This is a genomic window from Streptomyces sp. CA-251387 (assembly GCF_050936625.1).
GTDB lineage: Bacteria > Actinomycetota > Actinomycetes > Streptomycetales > Streptomycetaceae > Streptomyces.
Genome location: NZ_JBNJMJ010000001.1, coordinates 8,164,847 through 8,183,382, shown reverse-complemented (window position 1 = coordinate 8,183,382; position 18,536 = coordinate 8,164,847). Strand labels below are relative to the sequence as shown.

15 protein-coding genes are annotated in these 18,536 nt (G+C 70.8%); 6 read left to right on the top strand and 9 right to left on the bottom strand.

Translation table 11 applies throughout. From position 1 onward, the window contains the following. Positions 1 to 139 precede the first annotated feature (139 nt). Positions 140 to 895, top strand: coding sequence for an enoyl-CoA hydratase/isomerase family protein (locus ACQEV2_RS36300; protein ID WP_433051487.1), 756 nt, complete (start codon positions 140 to 142; stop codon positions 893 to 895). Here the strand turns inward: ACQEV2_RS36300 and ACQEV2_RS36295 are convergent. Beyond that, positions 867 to 1,517 (bottom strand): DJ-1/PfpI family protein, encoded by a 651-nt coding sequence (locus ACQEV2_RS36295; protein ID WP_433051484.1) that lies wholly within the window; start codon positions 1,515 to 1,517, stop codon positions 867 to 869. The two genes, ACQEV2_RS36300 and ACQEV2_RS36295, sit on opposite strands and share 29 nt — an antisense overlap. Before the next feature lie 42 nt (positions 1,518 to 1,559). Beyond that, positions 1,560 to 2,522: a GlxA family transcriptional regulator gene (locus ACQEV2_RS36290; RefSeq protein WP_433051481.1), complete on the bottom strand. Its 963-nt coding sequence runs from the start codon at positions 2,520 to 2,522 to the stop codon at positions 1,560 to 1,562. Positions 2,523 to 2,782: 260 nt separating this feature from the next. Here ACQEV2_RS36290 and ACQEV2_RS36285 point away from each other — a divergent pair, with 260 nt between their 5' ends. The 4 genes from ACQEV2_RS36285 to ACQEV2_RS36270 all read left to right on the top strand — a co-directional run bounded on the left by ACQEV2_RS36285 (position 2,783) and on the right by ACQEV2_RS36270 (position 7,359). Then, positions 2,783 to 2,914, top strand: coding sequence for an LPFR motif small protein (locus tag ACQEV2_RS36285; RefSeq protein WP_252100555.1), 132 nt, complete (start codon positions 2,783 to 2,785; stop codon positions 2,912 to 2,914). A gap of 103 nt (positions 2,915 to 3,017) precedes the next feature. Further along, positions 3,018 to 5,390 carry a Tex family protein gene (locus ACQEV2_RS36280; RefSeq protein ID WP_433051477.1) on the top strand — a complete coding sequence of 791 codons (2,373 nt, stop codon included), beginning with the start codon at positions 3,018 to 3,020 and terminating at the stop codon, positions 5,388 to 5,390. A 95-nt stretch (positions 5,391 to 5,485) separates the two neighbouring features. After that, positions 5,486 to 6,076, top strand: coding sequence for a putative glycolipid-binding domain-containing protein (locus ACQEV2_RS36275; protein ID WP_433051474.1), 591 nt, complete (start codon positions 5,486 to 5,488; stop codon positions 6,074 to 6,076). A 77-nt stretch (positions 6,077 to 6,153) separates the two neighbouring features. Beyond that, positions 6,154 to 7,359: a serine hydrolase domain-containing protein gene (locus tag ACQEV2_RS36270; protein WP_433051471.1), complete on the top strand. Its 1,206-nt coding sequence runs from the start codon at positions 6,154 to 6,156 to the stop codon at positions 7,357 to 7,359. Positions 7,360 to 7,399: 40 nt separating this feature from the next. Here the strand turns inward: ACQEV2_RS36270 and ACQEV2_RS36265 are convergent, their stop codons facing one another. The 4 genes from ACQEV2_RS36265 to ACQEV2_RS36250 form a co-directional block, all read right to left on the bottom strand. Continuing rightward, a complete protein-coding gene (locus ACQEV2_RS36265) occupies positions 7,400 to 9,040 on the bottom strand; it encodes an ABC-F family ATP-binding cassette domain-containing protein (protein ID WP_433051468.1) in 1,641 nt (546 codons plus the stop codon). A gap of 186 nt (positions 9,041 to 9,226) precedes the next feature. Then, complete coding sequence (locus ACQEV2_RS36260; protein WP_433051465.1) at positions 9,227 to 10,255, bottom strand: oxidoreductase; 1,029 nt, start codon at positions 10,253 to 10,255, stop codon at positions 9,227 to 9,229. A 234-nt stretch (positions 10,256 to 10,489) separates the two neighbouring features. Further along, positions 10,490 to 11,758, bottom strand: coding sequence for a M14 family metallopeptidase (locus ACQEV2_RS36255; protein WP_433051462.1), 1,269 nt, complete (start codon positions 11,756 to 11,758; stop codon positions 10,490 to 10,492). Then, a complete protein-coding gene (locus tag ACQEV2_RS36250; RefSeq protein WP_433051459.1) occupies positions 11,755 to 13,710 on the bottom strand; it encodes a Xaa-Pro dipeptidyl-peptidase in 1,956 nt (651 codons plus the stop codon). The genes ACQEV2_RS36255 and ACQEV2_RS36250 overlap by 4 nt, the downstream gene beginning before the upstream one ends. Positions 13,711 to 13,918: 208 nt before the next feature. Between ACQEV2_RS36250 and ACQEV2_RS36245 the strand changes: the two genes are divergently transcribed. Further along, positions 13,919 to 15,445 (top strand): M1 family metallopeptidase, encoded by a 1,527-nt coding sequence (locus ACQEV2_RS36245; RefSeq protein WP_433051456.1) that lies wholly within the window; start codon positions 13,919 to 13,921, stop codon positions 15,443 to 15,445. A 4-nt stretch (positions 15,446 to 15,449) separates the two neighbouring features. On the opposite strand, the gene ACQEV2_RS36240 is transcribed toward ACQEV2_RS36245, so the two are convergent. From ACQEV2_RS36240 to ACQEV2_RS36230, 3 genes are read right to left on the bottom strand one after another with little or no spacing between them, the layout of a single operon-like run. Next, a complete protein-coding gene (locus ACQEV2_RS36240; protein WP_433051453.1) occupies positions 15,450 to 16,361 on the bottom strand; it encodes an adenosine kinase in 912 nt (303 codons plus the stop codon). Further along, the gene (locus ACQEV2_RS36235) at positions 16,358 to 16,846 is read right to left on the bottom strand and encodes a macro domain-containing protein (RefSeq protein WP_433051450.1); all 489 of its coding nucleotides are present in this window, start codon (positions 16,844 to 16,846) and stop codon (positions 16,358 to 16,360) included. The genes ACQEV2_RS36240 and ACQEV2_RS36235 overlap by 4 nt, the downstream gene beginning before the upstream one ends. A 49-nt stretch (positions 16,847 to 16,895) precedes the next feature. Then, entirely contained in the window at positions 16,896 to 18,362 is a 1,467-nt protein-coding gene (locus ACQEV2_RS36230; protein WP_433051447.1) for an amino acid permease, read from the bottom strand. Between the last annotated feature and the right edge of the window lie 174 nt (positions 18,363 to 18,536).

Below are 18,536 nucleotides of genomic sequence, written 5' to 3'. Positions count from 1 at the left end.
GGACCACTCCTGTCCCACTCGTGCCGACTTGGCGAACTATTCGGCTTGTACGGGTTTGGCAGGCGTCTCCCGCCCTGCCGCCGGCGCCCGGCGGCACTCCGTGATGGGCGGTTCGACGTGGGCGGATAGCATCCGGCGCATGGAGCCCCAGCTACTGCACAGCGTCGCCGACTCGGTCGCCACCGTCGTCATCCACCATCCGGCCAAGCGCAACGCGATGACGGCCGCGATGTGGCGGGCGCTGCCGCCCCTGCTCGACACGCTGGCCACCGATCCGGCCGTACGCGCGCTGGTGCTGACCGGTGAGGGCGGCACGTTCTGCGCGGGCGCCGACATCTCCACGCTCCAGGGGTCGCCCCAGGAGGCACAGGATCTGGCCGTGGCGGCCGAGGAGGCGCTGGCCGCCTTCCCGAAGCCGACGCTGGCGGCGGTCCGGGGGCACTGTGTGGGCGGCGGGTCGCAGCTGGCGGCGGCGTGTGATCTGCGGTTCGCCGAGGAGGGGTCGCTGTTCGGGGTGACGCCGGCGAAGCTCGGGATCGTGTATCCGGCCTCCTCCACCCGGCGGTTGGTGTCACTGGTGGGGCCGGCCACCACCAAGTACCTGCTGTACTCCGGCGAGTTGATCGACTCGGAGCGGGCACTGCGTACCGGACTGGTGGACGAGGTGCTGCCGGAGGGCGAACTCGGCAAGCGGGTGGTGGAGTTCACCCGGATCCTGGTGTCCCGTTCGCAGCTGACGCAGGCCGCGGCGAAGGAGTTCGCGAACGGGCGCACGGACCGGGACGCGTACTGGAGCGGGCAGGCGCGCGGCAGCGGCGACACCGCGGAGGGGGTCGCCGCGTTCCTGGAGCGCCGTCAGCCGCGGTTCACGTGGTCGGTTCCTGGCCGAGGATGAACCGGCTCATGGACCGGATCAGCTCGACGACGTCGGCGGGCGCCTTCTGCGGGGCTCCGGCGTCGTAGGGCGGCTGCGGGTCGTACTCGATCCCCAGCTGTACGGCCTGGGCGACGAAGTCGCCCGCGATCCGGCCGAGCAGCGCGAGCCCCATGTCGATGCCGGAGGAGACGCCGGCCGCGGTGACGTATTTGCCGTCGGTCACCACCCGCTCCCCCGTCGGCTCGGCACCGAACTTCCTCAGCTCGTCGAGGGCGAGCCAGTGCGAGGTCGCGCGGCGCCCTTCGAGGAGCCCCGCGGCGGCCAGCAGCAGGGAGCCCGTGCACACGGACGTCGTCCAGGTACTGGTGGCGTCGGCGGCGCGGATCCAGTCGAGGAGGATCTTGTTCTCCATCTGCGGGGTCTGTCCGGGGCCACCCGGGACGACCAGGACCTCGGGGCTCGGCACCTCGGCCAGGGTCCTGTCGGCGATCAGCGAGAGGTTCCCGCTGTCGGCGCGGACGGGGCCGGCCTCCTCGGCGACGAAGACGACCTCGGAGTCCGGCAGCCGGCCGAGGGTCTCGTACGGTCCGACGGCGTCAAGGGCGGTGAAGCGGTCGTAGAGGACGATCGCGAACTGCATGGTTCCCCCTTGGATCGGTTATGGGTGATTCCGTTGCGGTGTTCAGTGGGCGGCGGGTGCCGGGCGGAACCGGCGCCGGTACTCGGCCGGGGCCGCGCCGAGGGTTCTGACGAAGGCGCGGCGCATCGCCTCCGGGGTGCCGTAGCCGCTGGCGCGGGAGATCTCCTCGATGCCGTCGCCCGTGTCCTCCAGGAGGCGGCGCGCGTGTTCGAGGCGGACCCGGTCGACGTATCGGCCGGGTGTCATACCGGTCTCGGTCTGGAAGGCGCGGGCGAAGTGGCGCGGGGAGAGGCTCGCGCGGGCGGCGAGCGCCTCGACCGTCAGGTCGGCGCCGGGGTGTTCGGTGATCCAGCGCTGGACTTCCCTGAGGGGCTCGCGCTGGGCGGTCTGGGCGGCGAGCTGGGCGCTGAACTGGGCCTGGTTTCCGGGCCGGCGCAGGAAGACGACCAGGTGGCGGGCTATCGCGAGGGCCACGTCCCGGCCCAGGTCCTCCTCGACCAGAGCGAGGGCGAGGTCGATGCCCGAGGTGACCCCGGCGGAGGTGGCGACGTGCCCGTCACGTACGTAGATGGGGTCCGGGTCGACCTCGACGGCCGGGTGGTCGCGGGCGAGCTTGTCGCAGTAGGCCCAGTGGGTCGTGGCACGGCGGCCGTCGAGCAGGCCCGCCGCGGCGAGCAGGATGGCGCCGGTACAGACGGAGACCAGGCGCTCGGCACGGGGGCCGTGCGCGCGCAGCCAGTCGGTCAGGCCGGGGTGGGGGCGGCGCGTGCCCTGACCGCCGGGGACGACGAGGGTGTGCGGCTCGGGGGCGTCGGCGAGGGCCTGATCCGGTACGACGGTCAGGCCGCCGGACGTACGTACGGGACCGCCGTCGAGAGAGGCCGTACGGATGCGGTAGGTGCCCGGACTGTGCTGCTCGGCGCCCACGAAGACCTCCAACGGCCCGGTGACATCGAGGCTCTGCACGTCGTCGAAGAGTACGAAGAGAACGGTTCGCTGGGCCATGCCACCGATTCTTCGGGCCTTGACGAAGGGCGGCAATGACGAACTCCCCACCTTTCCTGCCATGCGGCGGCCACCCGAGGAAGACGTACCAACCGGTCGGTGACGCCTGTCGGTGGCCGGGCGACGGGCGTGGATGAGGCCGCACAGACCGCCGCAGGCATCCCCCGCCCAACCGCCGGAGGTGCCCGGGCATGCCCTCCCCGAGCCGCGGTACTCGGACCTCAACGTCCACAGCAGCCAACAGAGGAAAGGGGAACCACGTGTTCCGTGCAATCGCAGACGTACTGCGGCAGATCGGCGGCGCCATCGCCACCGTCGTGACGTTGCCGTTCCGGGCTCTCGCCCGGCTCTTCGGGGGTGCCTCGGGGAGCACACGCAGCCGCCGGGCCTGATTCCGTCCCCCGCGACCCGGCCGGGTTGCCGCCCTGATCCCCGGTTGTCGGTGCCACCTGCCACAATTGCCGCGCAACCTCAGTGAGAAAGCGGGACGGGATCGTGACGACACCCCTCGTAGGGTCCATCGAAGGCAGGATCGCCGCGGAGCTCGGCGTACGGGAGCGGCAGGTGAAGGCTGCCGTGGAGCTGCTCGACGGCGGTTCGACGGTGCCTTTCATCGCCCGCTACCGCAAGGAAGCGACCGAGATGCTCGACGACGCGCAGCTGCGCACGATCGAGGAGCGGCTGCGCTATCTGCGGGAGCTGGAGGAGCGGCGGACGGCGATCCTCGACTCGGTGCGTGAGCAGGGCAAGCTGACCGAGGAGCTGGAGGCGCAGATCCGTGGCGCCGAGACCAAGGCGCGGCTCGAGGACATCTACCTGCCGTACAAGCCGAAGCGGCGCACCAAGGCGCAGATCGCGCGGGAGGCCGGGCTCGAGCCGCTCGCCGACGGGCTGCTCGGTGACCCGACCGTCGAGCCGCTGGCCGCTGCGGCCGCGTTCGTCGACGCCGACAAGGGTGTCGCCGATCCGCAGGCGGCCCTCGACGGCGCCCGGGCGATCCTCACCGAGCGCTTCTCGGAGGACGCCGACCTGATCGGCGAGCTGCGCGAGCGCATGTGGGTGCGCGGGCGGCTGGCCGCCAAGGTGCGGGAGGGCAAGGAGGAGGCGGGCGCGAAGTTCGCCGACTACTTCGACTTCGCCGAGCCGTTCACGGAGCTGCCCTCGCACCGGATCCTCGCCATGCTCCGCGGCGAGAAGGAAGAGGTTCTCGATCTGGTTCTGGAGCCGGAGGAGCCCACCGACGGACCCTCGTCCTACGAGGGCATCGTCGCCGCCAAGTTCGGGATCGCCGACCGCGGCCGCCCCGCCGACAAGTGGCTGACGGACACGGTCCGCTGGGCCTGGCGGACACGGATCCTGGTCCACCTCGGCATCGACCTGCGCCTGCGTCTGCGCACGGCCGCCGAGGACGAGGCCGTGGGCGTCTTCGCGGCCAACCTCCGCGACCTGCTGTTGGCCGCACCGGCCGGCACGCGCGCGACGCTGGGCCTGGACCCGGGCTTCCGTACGGGCGTGAAGGTCGCCGTCGTCGACGCGACCGGCAAGGTGGTGGCCACCGACGTGATCTACCCGCACGTCCCGGCCAACAAGTGGGACGAGGCCATCGCCAAGCTGGCGCGGCTGGCGAAGGAGCACGCGGTCGAGCTGGTCGCGATCGGCAACGGCACGGCGTCCCGCGAGACCGACAAGCTCGCCGGTGAACTGATCACCAAGCACCCCGAGTTGAAGCTCACCAAGGTGATGGTCTCCGAGGCGGGCGCCTCGGTGTACTCGGCCTCGGCGTTCGCCTCGCAGGAACTGCCGGACATGGACGTCTCGCTGCGCGGCGCGGTGTCCATCGCGCGCCGGCTCCAGGACCCGCTGGCCGAGCTGGTGAAGATCGACCCGAAGTCGATCGGTGTCGGCCAGTACCAGCACGACCTGTCAGAGGTGAAGCTGTCGCGCTCGCTGGACGCGGTGGTGGAGGACTGTGTGAACGGCGTCGGCGTCGACGTCAACACCGCCTCCGCGCCCCTGCTCGCGCGCGTCTCCGGCATCACCTCCGGGCTCGCCGAGAACATCGTGGCCCACCGGGACGCCAACGGTCCGTTCAGCTCCCGCTCGCAGCTGAAGAACGTGGCGCGGCTCGGCCCGAAGGCGTACGAGCAGTGCGCGGGCTTCCTGCGCATTCGCGGCGGCGACGACCCGCTGGACGCCTCCAGCGTGCACCCGGAGGCGTATCCCGTCGTCCGGCGCATGGTGAAGACGTCGGGCCAGGAGGTGGCCGCCCTCATCGGCAACACCGGCGTGCTGCGGTCGCTGAAGCCGCAGGACTTCGTCGACGAGACGTTCGGTCTGCCGACGGTGACCGACATCCTCAAGGAGCTGGAGAAGCCCGGCCGCGACCCGCGTCCGGCCTTCAAGACGGCCACCTTCAAGGAGGGCGTCGAGAAGCTCTCCGACCTGGCGTCCGGGATGATCCTCGAGGGCGTCGTGACGAACGTGGCGGCGTTCGGGGCGTTTGTGGACATCGGTGTCCACCAGGACGGTCTGGTGCACGTCTCCGCGATGTCGAAGACGTTCGTCAAGGACCCGCGGGACGTGGTCAAGCCCGGTGACATCGTCAAGGTGAAGGTCCTCGACGTCGACATTCCGCGCAAGCGGATCTCCCTCACGCTGCGGCTCGACGACGAGGCCGCTCCACAGGGTCAGCAGGGCGGTGGCGGCGGCGAGCGCCGGCAGCGAGGCGGGCGGCCCCCGCAGCAGCGGCAGGGGCGCGGCGGCGGTGGCGGTGGCGGCTCGCGTCAGGCGCCGCCTCCGGCCAACAGCGCGATGGCCGACGCACTGCGCCGCGCGGGTCTGGTGGACCCGAAGCAGGGCAGGCGCTGAGCGGACGCGCACGGCAGGCGCCGACACGACACGCGGGCCCGGACTCTCCGGTACGACACGGAGGGTCCGGGCCTCGGCGCTCGTAGGGTGACGACATGTCGACCTCGCGTGTCAGCACCTGGGAAGTGTCGGAGAGCCAGGGCATCGAGACCGCCTGGATCGAACTCGGCGGCGATGCCCTGCGGGCGCGTGGCCGAGCGGTCGGGACGACGCCGGAGCCGTACTGGATCTCGTACGAACTCGACACGGCCGACGGTTTCGTGACGCGCCGGCTGCAGGTCACCGCCGAGTCCACGGACGGCGTGCGCACAGTGGATCTGCGGCACGACGGGGCGGGCCGGTGGACGGCGAACGGTGAGCGTCTGCCCGACGTCGACGGCGCCCTCGACTGCGACCTCGGCCTGTGCCCGCTCACCAACACGATGCCGGTGCTGCGGCACGGGCTCCATCTGGCGCCCGGGGAACGGGAGTTCGTGATGGCGTGGGTGTCGGTGCCGGATCTGACCGTGCTGCCGTCGCAGCAGACGTATACGCATCTGGGGCGGGGCCGGATCCGCTTCGCCTCCGGCGACTTCCGCAGCGACATCGAGTTCGACGACGACGGCCTCGTCGTCGACTACCCGGGGCTGGCCACCCGGCTCGGCGGCCGGTCCGGAGGGCGCGGCCCGTTGGGCCATGTGCAGTAGCACGAGCGGCTGTCCGGATACGGGCGGGACAGGCTGGACGCACCGCCCTTCTGTCCGCCGTCGCTCAGGGAGAGCCGATGCCGATCTCGACCCCGCCCCGCCGCCGTTCCCCACTCGGACCCCGCCTGGGAGCGGCCTCCCTCATCGCGACCTGCCTGACCCTGCTCGCCCCGGCCACCGCGGGCGCCGCCGCACCACCCGGACCGCCGGGACCGCACAACCACGCCGCGCTCCAGCGCCAGCTCGTCGACCTGGTCCGCACGCCGGGCGGCCCGCCCGGTGTCATCGCCGTCCTCAGCGACGGCAGGGGCAGCCGGGTCGTGCGGGCCGGCGTCGCGAACCTGGCCACGGGCCGCAGACCTGAGGCCGGCGACCACATGCGCATCGCGAGTACGGCCAAGGCGTTCAGCGGCGCGGTGGCGCTGTCCCTCGTCGACCGCCACCGCCTGCGTCTCGACGACACCTTGCGCAAGCGGCTCCCGCGTCTGCCGAGAGCCTGGGGCGCCGTGACACTGCGCCAGCTGCTCAACCACACCAGCGGTCTCCCCGACTTCTCGCAGGCCCCGGAGTTCGTGCAGACCCTCAGCGCCAACCCCCGGCAGCGCTTCGACTCCCGTCGGCTGCTCGACTTCGTCGCCGACCGGCCTCTGCTGTTCCGGCCCGGCACCCGGTACCACTACTCCAACTCCGACAACATCGCCGTCGCCCTGATGGCGGAAGCGGCGACCGGTGTCCGGTACGAGCGTCTGCTGCAGGAACTGGTGTACCGGCCGCTGGGCCTGCGCCACACCAGCCTGCCGCAGGGCTACCGGATGCCCAGGCCCTTCCTGCACGGCTACGACGTGAGCCCGCCCGAGCCGCCGGAGGACGTCAGCGAGGTCCTCAGCATGTCCGCCGTGTGGGCCTCGGGCGGCATCGTCTCCACGCCCGCCGACATGACCCGCTTCATCCGCGGCTACGCCGGGGGTTGGCTGTACGGCAGCCACGTCGTACGGGAGCAGCGGCGTTGGATCCCCGGGGCGGCGTCCGAGCCAGCCGGGCCGGGGCGCAACGCCGCGGGGCTCGCCATCTTCCGGTACACGACCCGGTGCGGGGTCGTGCTGGGGCACACCGGCAACACCCTCGGCTACACGCAGCTGATCGCGGCCACGCCGGACGGGCGCCGGTCACTGACCTTCTCGGCCACCACCCAGATCAACCAGGCCCAGAAGCCCGAGCTGCTGCGGAAGATGCGTGCCGTGCAGGAGAACTTCGTCTGCGCGCTGCTGCGCCACAGGCGCTGAGCACACGCCCTGACGCACGCGCTGCCCTCACGCACGCGCCCTAGCGTTCCGTCACCTTGCCGTCGGCGACTTCCAGGCGGCGGTTGACGTGGACCGCGTCGAGCATGCGCCGGTCGTGGGTGACCAGGAGCAGTGTGCCCTCGTAGGCGTCCAGGGCCGTTTCCAGTTGCTCGATGGCCGGCAGGTCGAGGTGGTTGGTGGGCTCGTCCAGCACCAGGAGGTTGACGCCCTTGCCCTGGAGCAGGGCCAGGGCGGCGCGGGTGCGTTCGCCCGGGGAGAGGGTGGCGGCCGAGCGCAGGACGTGGTCCCTCTTCAGGCCGAACTTGGCCAGGAGAGTGCGGACTTCCACCGGTTCCGTCTCCGGGACGGCGGCGCAGAAGGCGTCCAGCAGGGACTCCTCGCCGTGGAACAGCTTGCGGGCCTGGTCGACCTCGCCGATCAGCACGCCGGCACCGAGCGTCGCCTGCCCCGCGGTCAGCGGGACGCGGCCCAGCAGGGCGCCCAGCAGCGTCGACTTGCCCGCGCCGTTGGCACCGGTCACCGCCACGCGGTCCGCCCAGTCGATCTGCAGGGACACCGGGCCGAGGGTGAAGTCGCCGCGCCGTACCTCGGCGTCCCGCAGCGTCGCGACCACCGCCCCCGAGCGGGGTGCCGACGCGATCTCCATGCGCAGTTCCCACTCCTTGCGCGGCTCCTCGACCACGTCCAGGCGTTCGATCATGCGCTGGGTCTGGCGGGCCTTCGCGGCCTGCTTCTCGCTGGCTTCGCTGCGGAACTTGCGGCCGATCTTGTCGTTGTCGTTGCTCGCCTTGCGCCGGGCGTTCTTGACGCCCTTGTCCATCCATGAGCGCTGCATCTGCGCCCGGTCCTGGAGGGCGGCCTTCTTGTCGGCGTACTCCTCGTAATCGTCCCGGGCGTGCCGGCGGGCCACCTCCCGTTCCTCCAGGTAGGCCTCGTAGCCGCCGCCGTAGAGGTTGATCTGCCGCTGGGCGAGATCGAGTTCGAGGACCTTGGTGACCGTACGGGTGAGGAACTCGCGGTCGTGACTGACGACGACGGTACCGGCGCGCAGGCCGCCGACGAAGCGTTCCAGACGCTCCAGGCCGTCGAGGTCGAGGTCGTTCGTCGGCTCGTCGAGGAGAAAGACGTCGTAGCGGGACAGCAGCAGCGAGGCCAGTCCCGCGCGGGCCGCCTGGCCACCTGAGAGAGACGTCATCGGCTGGTCGAGGTCGACCGCGAGCCCCAGGGAGTCGGCCACCTCCTCGGCCCGCTCGTCCAGATCCGCGCCACCGAGATTCAGCCAGCGGTCCAGGGTCGTCGCGTACGCGTCATCCGCGCCCGCCGTCCCGTCGACCAGCCCCTGTGTGGCCTCGTCCATCGCCCGCTGGGCCTCGGCGACGCCGGTACGGCGGGCCAGAAACTCCCGCACCGTCTCGCCGGGCCGCCGCTCCGGCTCCTGCGGAAGATGCCCTACGGTCGCTGTCGGCGGCGACAGCCGCACCTCGCCCTCCTCCGGCGCGGCCAGCCCGGCGAGGAGCCTGAGCAACGTGGACTTGCCCGCGCCATTGGCCCCGACCAGGCCGATCACGTCTCCGGGCGCGACGACGAGATCGAGCCCGCTGAACAGGGAACGGTCACCGTGACCGGCGGCGAGATTCTTGGCGACGAGGGTGGCAGTCACAAGGGGCGATCCTAATGGGCGGACCAGATTGGACGCGTCACGGCTTTCCGGCGCGCAAGATCGCCGGTCGGTATGGCGCCCCGTAAGGGGCGCGGGGAACTGCGCGACCAGCCACAACGGACCCGCAGACGCGCGACGGCATATCGCGGCACCCCCGCGAAGCGAATCGCGGAACCCAGCGGAGCGCTACCGCGCCATCGACTCCACCAGCACACTCCCCGACGTCCGCGCCACCACGAACGACTCCCCCTTCACCGCCTTCGCATCCAGCGCGATGCGGTGCCGGCCCGGTTCCAGGATGCCGTCGAAGACCTCGTGGGTGTGGGTGCGGTACAGGCGGTCGAGGCGGTATGCCGTGAGGCGGACCCGGCAGGACGAGGTGACCTCGACGCCCGCCTCGCCGTCGGCGGCCACCAGGCGGGTCAGCCGGCGCTGTTCGACCGGGCTGCGGTCCAGGGCGTGCTCGATCTGCGCGACGAGCAGCGGCACGATCGGCGCGAGGCCGTCGACGTACGCCACGTCGGCTCCGGCGTCCGCGAAGGCGCGGCGTACGGCGGCGCGCTGCTCCTCGCCGATGGCGCGGCCGAAGGCGACGGCGCCGTAGGCGCGCAGTTCGTCGGCGGGGACGTCGCCGACGTCATGGGTGATGTCGGCGCCGATACCGATGGTGCGCAGGGCGGCGGCGAGCTTGGCGAGGAGGGCGACACGGGCGCCGATGAGGAGCACCCGACGGCGGGCGGTCGGCGTCTCGGCGTCGCCGTCGAGCAGGGAGCCGAGCGCCGCGCGGTACTCGGCGCCACGGAAGCGGAAGGGCCCGATGCCGTGGTAGCCGTTGAGGTCGAGGTCGGCGTGTTCGACGGTCTGCCAGGCGAAGTCCCGCCAGATGTAGTCGTCGCCGTCCTTGTCGATGACGGCGGTGACGGCGCCGCAGGCGAGGTCCGCGCACTCGGGGCAGCCGTAGATGACGTACCGGCCACCTGGAAGCGGCGCTTCCGCCTCCAGGAGCAGGGTGCGGACCTGTGCGGTGAAGATGGCGGGCGGGACGTCGGAGGCGAGCGGGGAGACGGCGTCGAGGTCGGAGAGCTGGAACAGCAGCGGGCGTCCGTCGACGATGAAGTCCACGAAGTCCCGGTGCACCTGGTAGTCACCGTTGGCGAGGACGCCACCGGCACGCATCGCCGGTGCCAGGCCGAAGGTCGCGTACTCGGCAGACATGCTGTGAGTATTCCCGCAGCGGGGCCGATATGAGCGCGGCATGACATATTCCGCTAACGTCCCGACTTGGGAAGCGAAGCTGTAGGGGCGCGGGGGCCTGCTCGAAGTACCGCGGTACGCCGCCAGTCGTGTGCGGCACCGTCGTGGCTGGTCGCGCCCACGCGGCGGAGCCGCATAGCGATACACCCCCGCGCCCCTTATCGGCGCTGCAGCGCCGCCTGCTTCATCGCTCCGCTAGCAATTCACCGGCTCACCCACCGTGATGTGGTACGGCGCCCGCTCGTCCAGCAGCAACGGGATGAGCGCGCGCAGGGACTGACGGAGGGGGACCAGGGCGCCGGTGGAGGTCGCCTTCGACTTCACTCCGTGGAGGGCGAGTTCGTCCTTCACCTGGGTGTACTGGTCGGGGGTGAGCCGGTAGCCGCAGGGCGGGTGCTGGATCACGTCGGCGGGTTCGGGCGGGTCGTTGTCGGCGCCGCCGAGGTAGACGGGGCCGGTGTCGGCCCAGCCGGCCAGCCGGGCCCTGCCCGTGGCCGCCTCGACCTGCCGACGGTGGTCGCCGACGAAGTCGAACAGACCGGCCAGTGCCGCGAGTTGGGAGTTCACCCGGCGGCGGTTGTTCAGGGCCTCGTCCGCCTTCTCCGCGTCCGTGAGCGGATCGACCCGGCTCTCGATCAGCAGGCCGACGGAGTGCTTGACGCCGGACATGTTCCGCAGGATGCGTTCCTGGCCGTCGCCGGCGACCTGCCGGATCGGTTCGCCGGTGACCGGGTCGGTCCAGATGCCGTACGTGCCGGTCGAGTGACCGGCGTGCGACGCGGCGGGTCGTACGTACGACTCGGACAGGGCCTGTGCCTCGTCGTGGACGTGTGCATCCGTGTTGAGGTTGCGCGGCCACAGATCGAACAGGTCCTTGTCGTAGTACGGGGGTGTGGCCCCGTACTCGTGCAGGTCGTAGACCACGTCGGGGCGCTGGTCGCGGATGACCGCGGCCATGGCGCGGCCCTCGGCGGTCTGCAGGGCGATGTGGTCACGGTTGATGTCCACGCCGTCGCCGTTGCCCCGCGTGTCGGCGGCGCGGCCGTCGGGGTTGGCGGTGGGCACGACCAGCAGGGTGGTGCGCTCCAGGAAGCGCCGGGTCTGCCGGTCGTTCGCGTAGGCCAGGTCGCGGATGGTGGACAGGCAGGCCTCGCGGCCGGAGGGTTCGTCGCCGTGCTGGCTGCAGACGAGGAGCACCTTGTTCGGGGCGGGGCGGGTGCCGATCCGGACGAGCTGGAGCGGGCGGCCCTGTTTCGTCGTACCGATGCGGGCGACGGAGACCCGGTCGCTCGCCCGGTCGACGGTCGCGAGGAAGTCCTGCTCCTCGGACTGCCCGGTCCATCTGGCGCCGTTCGACTGCTCGAAGCCGGTGCGGGGCGGGGAGTCGGCGGCATGGGCCGGGACGGCCACGAGGGATGCGGCGAGGGCCGCCACGGTCAGGGTGAGGGCTCGGGCGCGGGTCACTGGCCTCCCTCCGGGACGCGGGTCAGGGCGTGCGGTCGGGTCACGCCGTCGAGGGGGGTGGCCTCAGGCGTGGCGTACGCAGCGCCGGCGGTGGCGCGGGCGAACGCGGTGGCGCCGCCGACCAGCGGCACCCGGGCCTTCGTACGGGACAGGTCGAGCGTCAGCGTGGGTGTGCCGGCCGGCGGGTCGATGAGGTCCTTGTCCGTACCCGCGACGATCAGCGCGAGACGGTGACCGGCCGGGACGACATGGTCGGTGGCGGCCAGGTCGAGCGTGATCGTGTACGGCTTACCCGGGGTGAGCGGTACACCCTTCAGGTCGGAGGCGTAATTACCCAGGTCGGCCCAGCCGCGGCTGACGACCGTGTAGTCGACGGCGGTGGTCTTGGCCTTCGTCTCCTTGAAGCAGGCGCTGTCGCCGGTGGTGCTGACGCCCCAGCAGGTGCGGTCGGTGAGCGTGGTGATGCCCTCGCCGCTCGTCGCGTAGTCGCGGATGGTGTCGGGGCCGAGGTCCACCAGGACGGCGGACAGATGGGCCGTCGAGGTGGTCGGGGTCGCGGTGACGGTGACCTTCGAGGAGCCGGACAGGCGCAGGTCGCGGGTGAGCGGCTTGGTCACGAAGCCCGCCTTGTCGGGGGTGGGCCGGTCGATGTGGGCGGCCCAGTCGGTCTCGCTGTGCTGCGGGTCGTCGGTGAAGGTCTCGATGCCCTTGCCCTTGCTCAGGCCGAGGGTGCCGACGCCCGCCTGGGTGCCCTTGGCCGGGCGCAGGGTGGTGGTGTCGGTGCCGGGCGCGGGCCAGACCTTGGAGGTGACCCACTGGTCGGGGTGGCGCTCGATGTCGGCCATCGGCTCGCGGTCGATGCCGTTGTCGTAGCCGAGGAGTTCGTGGTCGAACCAGCGGTGCAGGGTGTCGACCCATGCGGCGCGGCGGAAGTCGAACGGGTCGACGTGGCCGGTCTGGGAGAGCCAGATCTTGCGCTCGACGCCGTTCTTCGCCAGCGCGTCCCACCACTGACCGACGTGCTTCATACGGACGTTGAGGTCCTGCATGCCGTGGATCAGGAAGACGCTCGCCTTGACCTTGCGGGCGTCCTTGACGTAGTCGCGCTCGGTCCACAGCGGCGTCCAGTCGCCGGTGCGCGGGGCGCCGTCGACGAGCATCTGCTGGACGGCTCCGCACTTGGCGCGGGCGTCGGGGCTGTCGACGTAGTTGGACAGCCAGTCGGGGCCGGAGTCGTACAGCGGGGCGCCCTGCTGGAAGTAGTAGTCGTACCAGGAGGAGATGGCGCTGATGGGGACGATGGTCTTCAGGCCCTCGACCCCGGTGGCCGCGACGCCGTTGGCGATGGTGCCGTCCCAGCTCTTGCCGATCATGCCGGTGCGGCCGTTGGTCCACGTCGCTCGGGCCTTGGTGGTGCCGGTGCGGGTCGTGTACGCCTTGGCGCGGCCGTTCAGCCAGTCGACGACGGCCTTCGCGGAGAGGATGTCGGAGCGGCCGCCGACGTCCACGCAGCCGTCGGAGCGGTTGGTGCCGGCGAGGTCGACGCCGACGAAGGCGTAGCCGCGGGGCACGAAGTAGTTGTCGTAGAACAGCGGCATCTGGACGACGTCGCCGTCCGCGTCGTACGTCTTCTTCTGGCTCTCGTTGCCGCGCCCGCAGCAGGAGTAGTAGGGGCTGGCGTCCATGATGACGGGTACCTTGCGGCCCTGCCCGGCGGGTTCCCGGGGCCGGACGATGTCCACGGCGACGCGGTCGTTCTTCCCGTCGCGGTCGTGATCGAGCCCGGTGTCCACCCATACGGCCTCGCGGATGGCGTTCTCGTACGAGTAGACGGGTTTGCTCTCCCCCGGGGCGGCGTGCGCCGTGGCGGGTGAGAGGAACGTGGCCATCAGGGCGGCGACGGCCGCGGTCGCGAGCGGTCTCCAGATCGTGAAGCGCATGCGTTTCGGCATGCGCGGACGGTACATCGATCAACTCCTGTGCAGAAGGGGGCGGCTGATGGCGTATGAGATCCCGTGTGGCCGAAAAACGTCGCCGGGGCGGGTCGGTTCATGGCGGCCGAATGGCGATCGTGTGACAGGGGTGGTCATGGACACATCGGAGGCACAGGTGGTGAATAGGCTCCGGACAGACTTCGGGCCCCTACGACTTGGAGCTTTCGTGCACCGCAGAATCATGGCGCCGGGCGCACTCGCAGCCGCCACCCTGATGCTGGCGATCCCGGCATCGGCCGCGAGCAACTCCGCCGGCGCTCCGGGCATCGGCGACCCCTACTACCCGGCCTACGGCAACGGCGGATACGACGTCTCCCACTACGACCTCCGGCTGAAGTACCAGCCGGCCACGGACGAGTTGGAGGGGACGGCGACCCTGCTGGCGAAGACCACGCAGGACCTGTCCCGCTTCAATCTGGACTTCCTGCTGGATGTCAGCGAGGTGCGGGTCAATGGCGTGAAGGCGTCCTTCGCGACCTCGGGCGAGCACGAGCTGGAGATCACGCCGAAGAGCCCGCTGGCCAAGGGCACCGCCGTCACGGTGGTCGTGCGCTACCGAGGTGTGCCGTCGTCGAAGGAGGCGTACGGCTTCAACGCGTGGCTGCGCACCCCGGACGGTGGGGTCGCCGCGGGTGAGCCCGAGGGGGCCTGGTGGTGGTTCCCGAGCAATGACCATCCGCTCGACAAGGCGACCTTCGACGTGTCGGTGCAGGTGCCGAACGGCACGCAGTTCGTCTCCAACGGCACGCTCCAGTCGACGACTTCACGGGCCGGCTGGACCCGCTACAACTGGCGCTCCAACAAGCCGCAGGCCACCTATCTCGCCACGTTCGCGGCGGGCAGGTTCGACGTCACCACCGGGACGTCCGAGAGTGGAATTCCGGTCATCAACGCCTACAGCAAGGACCTCGGCGACAACGCCGGCGCTGCACGGGCGAGCATCGAGCGGACCGGGGAGGTCACCGACTGGCTGACCGAGTACTTCGGGCCGTACCCCTACAACGCGGTCGGCGGGTACGTGCCCAACACACCGGCCGTCGGGTACGCGCTGGAGACCCAGACCCGGCCCTTCTACAGTCCCCGCCAGTTCGCGAGCGGATCGAACGTCTCCGTCGTCGTCCATGAGCTGGCCCACCAGTGGTACGGCGACGACGTGTCGGTCAAGGGCTGGAAGGACATCTGGATCAACGAGGGCTTCGCGCGGTACGCGCAGTGGCTGTGGTCGGAGCACGAGGGCGAAGGGACGGCGCAGGAGATCGCCGAGTATGTCTACGCCTCACGCCCTGCCGACGATGCGTTCTGGACGGTCAAGCCCGGGGATCCGGGGCCGGAGAACCAGTTCCACATCGCGGTGTACGACCGGGGTGCGCTGACCCTGCAGGCGCTGCGGAACGAGATCGGGGACGAGGCGTTCTTCACGATTCTCAAGGGCTGGCCGCAGAAGTACGCCCACGGCAACGCGTCCGTCGCCGACTTCCAGCGGTACGCCGAGGAGGTGTCCGGGAAGCCGCTGGCGGCGCTCTTCGACACGTGGCTGTTCCAGCCGTCGAAGCCCGCGGGGCCTGCGGCGCGCAGCGCGTCCCTTGCCAAGGCGGCGACGGATCCGGTGCAGCCGAAGTCCTGGAAGAAGATCGCGGCGACGAACAACGTGCACGAGCACGAGCACAAGCCCGAACACGGACGCGAACACTGACGGCCTAGGTGGCCTCGAAGAAGGCCGCACGCTCGAAAAGTTCGTCCCGGCCTATCGCGTCCGTCTCCGTCGACGGGATCGTGCAGGCGTGGGCGCCGGCCACCGTGCCGTACAGGGCGCATCGGTGCGGTGGCTCGCCGGTCAGTCTGCCGTAAAGGAAAGCGGCCGCGAAGGCGTCGCCGGCGCCGTTGGAGTCGACCACGGGGCCCGGCGGGGCCACTGCCGGAACGTGCGTGACCTCTCCGTCGGTCAGCAGGTACACGCCCTCGGCTCCGGCGGTGGCGACGACCACCTGGGCCCGGCCCCGCTCGGCGATGCGGCGCATGGTCCGCTCGGGGTCGGTCAGGGCCGCCGTGGAGAGGAAGACGACGTCCGCCGCGTACGCGAACGGCTCGTGGTACGGGTTCTCGCCGTCCCAGTTGTGCAGATCGGTAGAGAGCGTCACGCCGGCCTCGCGCAGTACGGGCAGGGCATGGACGCACGGCTGGGTGATGGAGACGTGGACGTGGCGGCTCGCCTCGGCGAGGGCCCGGACCGTCGGCTCCGGCAGCCGGTCCTCGGTGTGCGAGCGGCTGGTGTCGTACAGGGACAGACGCCGTCCGTCGGGGCCGACGAGATTGACCGCACGCTTGGTGCCGAGCGGCTGCGGCACTGCGGTCAGGGCGATGCCCCGGTCCCGGTGCAGGGCGCGGACCAGGTCGCCCTCGGGATCGTCGCCGAGCATGTCGAGGTGGTGAGTGCGCAGGCCCAGCGCGCTCAAGCCGACGGCCACGAAATCCCCGGTCTGCCCGGCGCGGGTGCGGATCCCGCTGCCGATCATGTAGCTGTCGGCATACGGAAGCGGCAGCTCCGGCACGTGCACGATGGTGTCCACCCCGGCACCCCCCAGCACGAGCACGTCGATGTCACGGCTCAACTCCCGCCCTCCCCATGGTCGTAGACCGTCACCTGAAGTCCGCGCCTCACGAGCCGCTCGTTGATCAGAGGCTCGACCCGGGACCACCTGCCGCCGGCCAACCCGCACCCTATCTGCGGCATGTGCACCGACGCCCCGAGCGCGACTGCCTTGTCGCCCAGCCGCTCCAGCGCTGCGTCGATCGCCTCGTACCGGACGGGCACACCCTTACTCCCCGTGCGGATGCCCCGCTGCCCGACCATGTTGGCCACCCATACGTACGGCTCGACCTGAACGAACTGGACCGCGCCCAGCCCGAAGTCGTTCGAGGCGCGCCCTCGGTGCCATGCGCGATAGGACTTCTCCGGTTCCGGCCAGCGGCGCGATATGGCCAGGACGAAGCCCTTTCCCCATCCCCCTATGTCGTTGCAGACATGGGCGATCACCTTGACGCCCCTCACCGACGGAACGGTGGCGTCACCCCGGATGTAAGTGATCTCCGACATGACGCCACCGTAGAGGCCGCCACTGACAACGGCCTCCGCCTTTTCGGGGTTACTTCGTGAGCTCGGCCAGCTCCCGGTCCTCCGCCCGGGCGACCCGGCGTCGGATCGCGTACCAGCCGCCGACCAGCATGGCTGCGATCACCGGGATGAGGAGGAGGGTCTTGCGGCCGACCTCGGGGTCGTTCCACATCAGGCCGAGCACGGAGAGGAGGAAGGCGATCGTCACGATCTCCGTGACCGGGCTGCCGGGGAGGCGGAAGGAGGGCCGGTCCACCAGGCCCGCCTTGGCGCGGCGGACGAAGATCAGGTGGCAGATCATGATGATCACCCAGGTGGAGATGATGCCGAGGGAGGCCACGTTCAGGACGATCTCGAAGGCCTGGGCGGGCATGAGGTAGTTCAGGCCGACACCCAGCACACATACCGCGCAGGTCAGCAGGATGCCGCCGTACGGGACCTGGCTCCGGTTCATACGGGCCGTGAACTTCGGGGCCGAGCCCGCCATCGCCATCGAGCGCAGGATGCGGCCCGTCGAGTACAGGCCGGAGTTCAGGGACGACATCGCGGCGGTGAGCACCACCAGGTTCATCACGTCGCCCGCACCCTCGACGCCGATCTTCGACAGGACCGTCACGAAGGGGCTCTGGTCGGCCGAGTAGACCGAGCCGGGCAGGAGCAGGGCCAGCAGGACCACCGAGCCGACGTAGAACAGGCCCACGCGCCACATGATCGAGTTCACCGCGCGCGGGACGACCTTCTCCGGCTCGGCGGTCTCGCCCGCGGCGACGCCGACCAGCTCCAGGGCGGCGTACGCGAAGATCACGCCCTGCATGACCAGGACGACCGGCATCAGGCCGTGCGGGAAGACGCCGCCGTTGTCGGTGATCACGTCCAGGCCGGGGGTCTGGCCGCCGACCTTGTGCTGGGTGGCCAACAGGAAGATGCCGACGAACATGAAGCCGACGAGCGTGGCGACCTTGATGATCGCGAACCAGAACTCCATCTCGCCGAAGATCTTCACCGAGATCAGGTTCACGGCCAGGACCACCGCGAGGGCGGCCAGGGCGAGCACCCACTGCGGGATGTCGGTGAACATGCTCCAGTAGTGCGTGTAGAGCGCGATCGCGGTGATGTCGGCGATGCCGGTCGTCGACCAGTTCAGGAAGTACATCCAGCCGGCGACGTACGCGCCCTTCTCGCCGAGGAACTCGCGCGCGTACGACACGAAGGAGCCGGACGAGGGGCGGTAGAGCACCAGCTCGCCGAGGGCGCGGACGACGAAGAAGGCGAAGATGCCGCAGACCAGGTAGGCGATCGCCAGCGCCGGGCCCGCGTTGTGGAGGCGGCCGCCGGCGCCGAGGAAGAGGCCGGTGCCGATGGCCCCGCCGATGGCGATCATGTTGACGTGGCGGGCCTTGAGGTCCTTGCTGTAACCGGCGTCGCCCGCGTCCGCGGGCATCTGGGCCGCGTCGGTGGGGGGTGCGGCCACGGCCGTGTTCACGGCGTCCTTGCTCACGGGAGGTACCACTCTCTGGTGCGCCCGAGCGGGTCTCGCTCGGGTGTCCGGACGTACGTATGGCCTGCGCCCTCGGTAAAGGCGCAGACCAAGGGGCCACCTTCCCCCAAGGGGCACGGCTCACGCGGTGGCGCATGTCACACAGCGTTACTTCTCACACGGCGGTCCCGTTGG